Raw genomic sequence first — 8,617 nt, forward strand, 5'->3', positions numbered from 1 at the left:
TTCTCCTTTTTAGTGATGCTATTATATAATAATTCAAAGGAAAATAAGTATGAGAGTAGCAGTAATTGGACTAGGCGGTGTTGGTGGGTATTTGGCAGCTTCATTCACAAAAGCAGGTATCGATGTTATTGGTTTTGGACGAGGAGAGCATCTAGGTACAATTCAAAAGCATGGACTTACTGTCAAAGAGGATAGTGTAGAGTGGAATGTGGCTATCGATGCCAGAGAGCTGCGTGAGGCAGAGGGTATTTTTGATGTTGTACTCTTCTGTGTAAAAAGTTATGATCTGCTGCAGAGTTATAAAGGTATTGCTCCATGTATAAATGATGAGAGTCTGCTTATCTCTTTTGCAAATGGTGTAGATAACGGTGATAAGCTGCGAGATATCTCTCACGCAAGGGTACTTGAGGGTGCGATATATATTCTTTCACATATTGAGAGTCCAGGTGTCATTCGTAAAAAGGGTAAGGTTTTCGCTGCTGTTTTTGGAGGTGACAAGGAAGCAGCTGAGGTTTTAGCTTCACTTTTTGAAAAAGCAGAATTGCGTTATAAAACTGTTGATGATATAAAGACCGCACTATGGAAAAAGTATATTTTCATTGCTGCATTTGCCACACTTACATCGTACTATGACAAGCCAATAGCATATATCTATAAAGAGCACTATGATGAGACAAAAGAAGTTTTAGAGGAGATAGCAGCTGTGGCAAAAAGTTATGGAATAAACATTGATGATGAAGTGCAAAAAGCACTTGATACTGCTTCTAAACTTCCAGCCGATGCTTCAACATCAATGCATTTTGATTTTCAAAACAAGAAACGTACTGAGTTAGAGAGTCTTAGCGGATATATAGCAAAAAACAAAGCTGTAAAAACACCTTTAATGGAAAAAATGTATCAAACATTAAGCACAAAGCGGAGATAATGAAGTAAAAAAAGAGAGTAATTCATGAGAAAAGAGCGAATAGTATTAGGTGGTGGGTGTTTTTGGTGTATTGAAGCAGTTTATAGAAATGTAAAAGGGGTGCTCTCCGCAGTGAGTGCTTATACAGGTGGTGCAAGACCAAATCCGACCTATGAGAATGTCTGTTCCGGTGCAACGGGCCATGCGGAAGTAGTTGACATTAGCTATGATGCAGATGTTATAAGTTTATCTGAGATTTTGGATATTTTCTTTGTCATTCACGACCCGACGACACTGAACCAACAGGGTGCCGATAAAGGAACACAATATCGCTCTGTTATTTATTATGCTAATGAAGATGAGAAAAAAGTCATTGAAGAGTCCATTGAAAAACATCAAGCAGAGTTTGCTGATAAAATTGTAACTGAGGTAAGTCCTTTGGGTGAGGTTTACCCAGCTGAGCCATATCATCAGAACTATTATAATCTTAATTCACAGCAGGGATATTGTCAAGTTGTCATTGCCCCAAAACTACAAAAGTTTATGATGCAGTTTCCAGAGCAGCTTATTTAGGGATTTCTTAATAGTTATATGACATTAACTCTAAAATATGCTAAACTTGTTCATCAAAGAGTAAGAGGGATTTGAAAAACTAGGAGTTATAGATGAATGAAATTTATGAATTGGCTATTGTCGGTGCAGGACCTGCAGGAATTGCAACTGCTGTTGAGAGTTATCTTCAGGGTGTGAGAAATATCATACTTCTTGAAAAAGATGAAAATCATAATTCAACCATACGAAAGTATTATAAAGACAACAAGCGTGTTGATGTTGAGTGGAAAGGTCAAAAAGTTGAACTTGATGGCAATATCTACTTTATAGATGGTACAAAAGAGACAACACTCGATTTTTTTGATGAGATTCTTAAAAATCACTCTGTTGAGTTGCAAACGCATGTTGAAGTGACAGGTATTGAGAAAAAAGATGGCTATTTTGAAGTGCATATGGCTGGAAAAAGCATTAAGGCAAAATATGTCGTCGTCACCATTGGCCGTATGGGAAAACCAAATAAACCAAGTTATAAGATTCCACCTGCTATTCGTAAAAAAGTGAACTATACAACAGATGAGTGTGGGAGTGGCGAGAAGATTTTAGTTGTTGGTGGAGGAGACAGTGCGGTTGAGTATGCAGTTGACTTGAGTGCTAACAATGATGTGGCAATCTGTTATCGCCGGGAGACATTCCGTCGTGCAAATCCGACAAATCAAAGAGATATCGCCAATGCTATAGCACATAATGAAGTCCGTCCTATCTTAGGTGTAAACATTGATGGGCTTGAAGCTACAGAAGATGGGAGGATAAAAGTACTTTTTTCTGAGATTGAACCGGAAATCTATGACAGAGTTATCTATGCAATCGGAGGGACAACACCAAGTGCTTTTCTTTCAAGCTCAGGCATCAAAGAAGAAGATGGCAAACCGGTCCATGATGAGCATTATGAGACGAATGTAGAAGGCCTCTTTGTAGCAGGTGACATCACACAGGAGAGTGGAGGAAGTATTGCTCTTGGATTAAATCACGGTTATGCTATAGCGTGCCATATTAAACATTGCTGTTAAGCTCTATGGGAGATAACTCCCTCCGGTGTTTGGAGGGAGATTTCTATCTCGATTTCAAAATACTCACTGAGTGTAAGCGGCGTGAAGTTTATATCTTCAAAAGCCGCTTTTTTTGCTCCTACTACGATATTGTCAAGTAGTGAGAGATGCGCCATATCCTCATAATAGCCACGTAGTTCATCATCCAAAAAAATCTTAAGCGTTATCGGCAGTGTTTCACCTAAAAGTGGATACTCTTTTAAAAGTGCCTTTTTATCTATACTGTTTTTTGACTGCAGGACTTCGATGATAGAGTCATGAGCCAGTTGAATAAGAAGCGGATGATTCATGCGAGACTCTTTTGCTCTTCTTTACTTTTGTAAATATTAATGAGCTTGATCATAATCATAACACTGATGACTTGAAAGAGGGCCGCTAAAATGAAGGCATAGTAGTGTAGTTTATCAATTGAGTTGGCAGTGTAGGCAAGTGTTGCCATCGCGATAAGAAGCGTAAGCGGCATTGCATGAGAGAGACCAAGTAAAAGAGAATCCCAAACTCCTAAGTCTTTGATAAAAACCAAAGAGGCGAAAACACGCATCAAAATCATAACAACGGTAATAATGACTGCCTTTTCAATAAGTCCAGTAAGTAAAAGTGCATCCAAGTTAAATGAGCTTCCAATGTGAATAAAAAAGATAGGAATCAAAAGTCCAAAACCAAAAGAGGCGAGTTTTTCAGGAAGCTCATGTTTATGCTCAAAAAAAGTTGGGATGAAGATACCAGCCAAGAAAGCCCCAAATGCAAGCTCAAGATGCAGGTAGAGCATAGCCCCGACAAGTAGAAAAAAGATACCCATACTTAGACGAATATCTTGTTCTTTATTATCTTCATGTGGCATAAGTGCGAGTGAGACCTTTGGAAACCACCAAAAAAGTAGCTGCATCGCACGAAAAATAAGAAACATAAAAAAGATAAAGGCAATGAGCGCCATAATCGTTTGAAAAAGCCCAAGTCCAATACCAGACTGTAGAGCAGCTGAGGTAATTGTTAAAATCACGATACTTACTACTTCACCGATACCACCAACGGTCATCGAAAGTGTAATCCACGGGGTTTTACCATACTCTTTTGCCAAAGAAGCTACAAGCCCGACAGAGATAAGCGGCAGAAGCACCATAAAGATTTTTCCAAGATGAAACTGCATGGAAAAGGCGATGGAGAAGAGGTATAAAAAAGTCAGATAGAGTGCTACTTTTTTAATGGTGTGTGTTGGTGTTTTAAGTACGTTTTTAAGATTAATCTCTGTCCCGGCTATAAACATCAGGTATAAAAATCCAAGCTCCGCAACAATGTCAAAAAGGTGTTCATTATGTAAGAAACCGACATAACCAAGTAAAGAGCCTAAGATGATCTCAATAGGGGTAGTAGGGAGCTTGAGACTCTTTGCAATAAAAGGAGAGAACATAATGATAAGCGATATTGTTGTAATTAAAACAATGTTATCGCTTAGAGTTTGTGTCATAATCTTAGCCTGTTACACTCTTAGCAATGTCAAGTCCTAAAGAGTCTAGCATTTCAAGGTCTTTATTCATTGCTCTTCCAGCAGTTGTCAGGTAGTTACCGATGACAATGGAGTTCGCACCTGCATCAAAGATCTCATTTTGACGCTCACCAAACATAAGTTCACGTCCACCTGCAACCATAATACGCTGAGCTTGAGGAATCATCTGGCGTGTCAGCTTGATAAGTGAGAGTGCCTCATCGACTGTAAGCGGATTGGGTGAGAGTTGCAGTGCTTCATTGTGATGATAGAAGTTAATCGGTACAGAAGTAGGGTTCAGTGATGCTAGAGACTCTAGCATAGAGATTCTGTCCTCCTCGGACTCTCCAAGACCAAAGATTCCGCCGGTGATGAGAACCATACCCGCTTTATTTACATTTTGACAAGTCTCATAACGCTCACTCCATGGGTGTGTTGTACAGATTTGTGGATAAAAGGCCTCACTGGTTTCAAGATTATGATTATAGGCTTTGATACCTGCTTCTTTTAAAACTAGAAGTTGCTCTAATGTTGCCGTCCCATTGCAGGCGATGAGGCGTAGTTGGGGTGCAACTTTTTGGACTGCGTGAGCCACTTCACAGACAAAGTTAAGTGTTTTATCGTTAAGTCCTTTGTCGGCAGTGACCAAGCAAAATCCAAGTGCTCCGTTATCTCGTGCTGCAATAGCTTCTTTTTGAATCTCTTCAATTGGTTTCTGTATGTAACGCTCGATATCTGCTTTATAGCGGACACTCTGTGAACAAAATTTACAATCTTCTTTACATGTACCGCTGTTAATATTACAGATGGAACATAAAAATATCTTTTTATCCACTATTTTTACCTTTTAAATTCATAACTCTTCTTGAGAGAAAACTCATCTTTTTTCTTTTGAGTATAGTAGTTTACTATAAATTTGTTTGATTTAACTTCAAGTATGGCACACTCCGAGAGTGCTTTTTTCCTTGCACAAACTTCACCGGGGTTAAGATAAAGTGACCCACCTTTAAACTCTACTTCAAACTGATGTGTATGTCCAAAGATGATAACTTCTGCATCAGGTGTCATATAAAATGGAAGATGCATTAGTTTGAAAGTAGTCTCTGCAAGTTTGAAATAGTAAGGTTCTTGAACAAGATGATAATTGTTGTGATGGTGCACTAAATGAGCATCATTATTTCCATAGACTGCGATGTAGCGTTTACCACAGTTTGCTAGAAGCTCAAGTATCTCATGTTCAACGATATCACCAGCATGAATGATAAACTCAGCTCCATTTTCTACAAGAAAATCAAGGGCTTTTTTTGCCTTGTTGATTTTAGAGTGGGTATCTGAGAGCAGACCTATCTTCATAACTATTTTTGCTCGTCTATCTCTTGGCGTGGAGTACGTGCTTTACATTTGACACACTCATATACTTCTTTGTTTCTGTATGTACGTGGTGCTAAAACACCAGAACAATCCTTCTCTTTACATTTGATAGTAGTTGGTTCAAACTTAGAGATAAATTTACAATCAGGATAGTTCTCACATCCCCAAAAAGGTCCTCTACGTGAGTTTTTAAGTGAAATTTTTCCACCACAGTCAGGACAAGGTGTCTCACTTACCTTTTCTTCAACATTTATGCTTTTTGTATTTTTACACTCTGGGTAGTTAGAACATGCTAAAAACTGACCGTTACGACCGTTTTTAACAATCATATCAGAACCACACTTCTCACATTTGTCTTCTGCGGTTTGTTCTTTTTTCTCTACCGGGTTCCCCTCTTCATCACACTGCTCTGTGTATTTACATTTAGGAAAGCCGCTACAGGCGATGAACTGGCCAAAACGACCTGAGCGAAGGAGCAGTTCCGAACCACATTTAGGACAGTTACGCCCTAACGGTTTAGCAACTTTAAGTGATACTATCTTCTCTTTTCCCTCTTCTATCTGTTTCATAAACTCTTCATAGAAGTCAATTAAAAGCTTTTGCCAATCCTCTTTACCTTCTGCAATCTCATCGAGTTTTTCCTCCATTGTTGCCGTAAAGTTGATATCTACAATGTTAGGAAAGTGTTTCTCTAAAATCTCTGTTACAGTAAAAGCAACTTCTGTAGGAATGATCTGTTTTTTCTCTATCGTCACATAAGTACGGTTTGAAAGTGTTGCAATTGTCGGTGCATAAGTTGATGGACGACCAACACCTTCGGTCTCAAGCTTTTTAATCAGACTAGCTTCTGAGTAACGTGCCGGAGGTTCCGTGAAATGCTGCTCTGGTTTGATGCTTTGAATCTCTGCTTTGTCACCCTCTTTGAGAGTTGGAAGGAGTTTATCTTTGTCTTCTGTACCTGTTACTGCATAAAAACCGTCAAAAATGAGTTTTCTACCACTTGCACGGTATTCATTTTCATTGCCTCTAAAGATGATACTTTGTTGCTCAAAAAGTGCATCTTCCATCTGACATGCCATAAAACGCTCATAGATAAGACGGTAGAGTTTTATCTCATCTGGTTTAAGATATTTTACTGCTACCTCTGGAGTAAACTGAAGCATAGTAGGGCGAATAGCCTCGTGAGCTTCTTGAGCACCTTTTGCTTTTTTCGTATAAACTTTCGGATTTTTCGGAAGATATTTTTTACCGTAACGATTCTCAATGATGCCGCGAACTGCACCAACAGCTTCGCTTGCGAGATTGAGTGAATCAGTTCTCATGTATGTGATGACCCCTGATGTACCATCTGGAGTTTTTACACCCTCATAGAGAGTTTGTGCAATCATCATCGTCTTTTTTGGAGTAAACCCGAGCTTACTAGATGCAGTCTGCTGCAGTGTTGAGGTCATAAATGGTGGAGGCGTCGAACTTTTTCTCTGTTTTGTCTCAATCTTTGCTATTGTAAAATCATCAGCTTTGACACTTGCTGTAATTGCATCAGCTTGTTCTTTGTTCTCTATAGAGAGTTTTGAGAGCTTTTTACCTTTATGCACGATGAGATTTGCATCGATGTTTGTTTTAAAAACAGTATCGATTGACCAGTACTCTTGTGGTACAAATGCTTTTATCTCACGTTCACGATCTACTACAAGTTTGAGTGTTGAACTCTGAACACGTCCACCACTAAGACCTTTTTGAATCTTTGAGGCCAAAAGAGGAGAGAGTTTATAACCTACTATACGATCAAGAAGACGACGAGCCTGTTGAGCATTTACCATTTTCATATCAATCTTGCGCGCAGACTCTAAAGCGTGTTTTATAGCACCTTTTGTAATCTCGTGAAAGACAATACGTGGTAGTTCCTCTGGATCTTTTTTGATTGCATGTGCAATATGCCACCCAATAGCTTCTCCTTCGCGATCCTCATCGGTCGCGATATAGATAGTATCAGCCTTTTTGGCTTTTTCGCGTATCTCTTTAACGGTTGGAGCATTCTCTTTTGCTACAGAGTATTTTGGAATGATTTGATGATGTTCTTCATCTATGGTGATTCCAAAACGGGATTTTGGCAGGTCGCGGATGTGCCCTTTTGATGCTATTACATCATAACCCTTGCCCAAAAAGTTCTTGATTGTACGAGCTTTAGCAGGTGATTCGACGATAATTAAGTTCAATACGTTCTTCCTATATATAGTATAGTGATTTGTTTTTTGATTGTGGAAGTGTACCTAAAAAATATAAAATTGTAAAAATTAAAAAAAATTTCTAAAATTTCTAAAGTTATTTTTTTGGCTGACGATATTGTTATAGTCTCGGGCAAGGATGCCTAAAGATAAATAAAAAATAAGAGTTTTTAACTCTTCCATAGAAAAGGATTTATTATGGGTTTTAGAATTAACACAAACATCGGTGCGATGGATGCGTGGCGTAATGCTACAATGAATAACATTCAGCTTGATAAAAGTTTGAATAGATTATCTTCAGGTTTAAGAATCAACCGTGCTGCTGATGATTCAGCTGGTTTGGCAATTGCTGATAAACTCTCAGCTCAGTCTCAAGGTCTGGGGCAAGCGATGAGAAATGCAAATGATGCAATCGGTCTTATTCAGACTGCTGATGGTGCATTGCAAGAGTATACAAATATTGCTCAGCGTATTAGAACACTTGCAGTTCAAGCTGCCAATGATACGCAAGATACTGCTTCAAGAAGCTATATCCAAACTGAGATTGATCGTCTTATCAGTTCTGCTAGCTTTATCAATACACAAACTAAATTTAATGGTAAATCTATCTTTACAGATAGTAGTTTTACTTTCCACGTTGGTGCTTATGAGGGTGAAGTTACAAAAACTACAATTGATTCTATGACAGCATCAAGTGTTTTAGGTTCTGCAAATGTTAGCGTTCAGTCTGCTGCTGAAGCGACAATCAGTGCAATGGATGGTGCAATTGCAACAATCGATACACTAAGAGCAAAATTAGGTGCTGCACAAAACCAACTTGAATCTACAGTTAGAAATAACTCTATAGCACAAGTTAATATTACTGCTGCTGAATCTCAAATTCGTGATGTTGACTTTGCTGCTGAGTCTGCAAACTTCAACAAAAGAAATATCTTAGCACAATCTGGTTCATATGCAATGAGTCAGGCGAATGCTG

At 38.7% G+C, this 8,617-nt stretch carries 9 protein-coding genes; 4 read left to right on the forward strand and 5 right to left on the reverse strand.

What is annotated here, in order from left to right; all coding sequences use genetic code 11:
- The first annotated feature begins 49 nt into the window (after positions 1-49).
- From MNY27_RS08580 to MNY27_RS08590, 3 genes are all read left to right on the forward strand, one after another.
- Positions 50-925: a 2-dehydropantoate 2-reductase gene (locus tag MNY27_RS08580; RefSeq protein ID WP_152183219.1), complete on the forward strand. Its 876-nt coding sequence runs from the start codon at positions 50-52 to the stop codon at positions 923-925.
- 24 nt (positions 926-949) lie between these two features.
- Entirely contained in the window at positions 950-1,477 is a 528-nt protein-coding gene (gene msrA / locus MNY27_RS08585) for a peptide-methionine (S)-S-oxide reductase MsrA (protein ID WP_152183220.1), read from the forward strand.
- 92 nt (positions 1,478-1,569) lie between these two features.
- Positions 1,570-2,523 carry an NAD(P)-binding domain-containing protein gene (locus tag MNY27_RS08590; protein WP_152183221.1) on the forward strand — a complete coding sequence of 318 codons (954 nt, stop codon included), beginning with the start codon at positions 1,570-1,572 and terminating at the stop codon, positions 2,521-2,523.
- Here MNY27_RS08590 and MNY27_RS08595 read toward each other — a convergent pair.
- The 5 genes from MNY27_RS08595 to topA are packed head-to-tail and all read right to left on the reverse strand — an operon-like array spanning position 2,520 to position 7,632.
- Entirely contained in the window at positions 2,520-2,852 is a 333-nt protein-coding gene (locus tag MNY27_RS08595; RefSeq protein WP_152183222.1) for an AMMECR1 domain-containing protein, read from the reverse strand. The two genes, MNY27_RS08590 and MNY27_RS08595, sit on opposite strands and share 4 nt — an antisense overlap.
- On the reverse strand, positions 2,849-4,027 hold the full coding sequence (locus MNY27_RS08600) for a cation:proton antiporter (protein ID WP_152183223.1): 1,179 nt from the start codon (positions 4,025-4,027) through the stop codon (positions 2,849-2,851). Before MNY27_RS08600 ends, MNY27_RS08595 begins: the two co-directional genes overlap by 4 nt.
- Positions 4,028-4,031: 4 nt before the next feature.
- A complete protein-coding gene (locus MNY27_RS08605; protein WP_152183224.1) occupies positions 4,032-4,880 on the reverse strand; it encodes a biotin synthase in 849 nt (282 codons plus the stop codon).
- 5 nt (positions 4,881-4,885) lie between these two features.
- A complete protein-coding gene (locus tag MNY27_RS08610; RefSeq protein ID WP_152183225.1) occupies positions 4,886-5,398 on the reverse strand; it encodes a YfcE family phosphodiesterase in 513 nt (170 codons plus the stop codon).
- A 2-nt stretch (positions 5,399-5,400) separates the two neighbouring features.
- Positions 5,401-7,632, reverse strand: coding sequence for a type I DNA topoisomerase (gene topA, locus MNY27_RS08615; protein ID WP_152183226.1), 2,232 nt, complete (start codon positions 7,630-7,632; stop codon positions 5,401-5,403).
- 207 nt (positions 7,633-7,839) lie between these two features.
- Between topA and MNY27_RS08620 the strand changes: the two genes are divergently transcribed.
- On the forward strand, positions 7,840-8,617 hold a 778-nt coding region (locus MNY27_RS08620), incomplete at its 3' end, for a flagellin (protein WP_346392158.1).

This window comes from Sulfurimonas sp. NWX79, from assembly GCF_039667035.1.
In the GTDB taxonomy this organism is placed as follows: Bacteria; Campylobacterota; Campylobacteria; order Campylobacterales; family Sulfurimonadaceae; genus Sulfurimonas; species Sulfurimonas indica.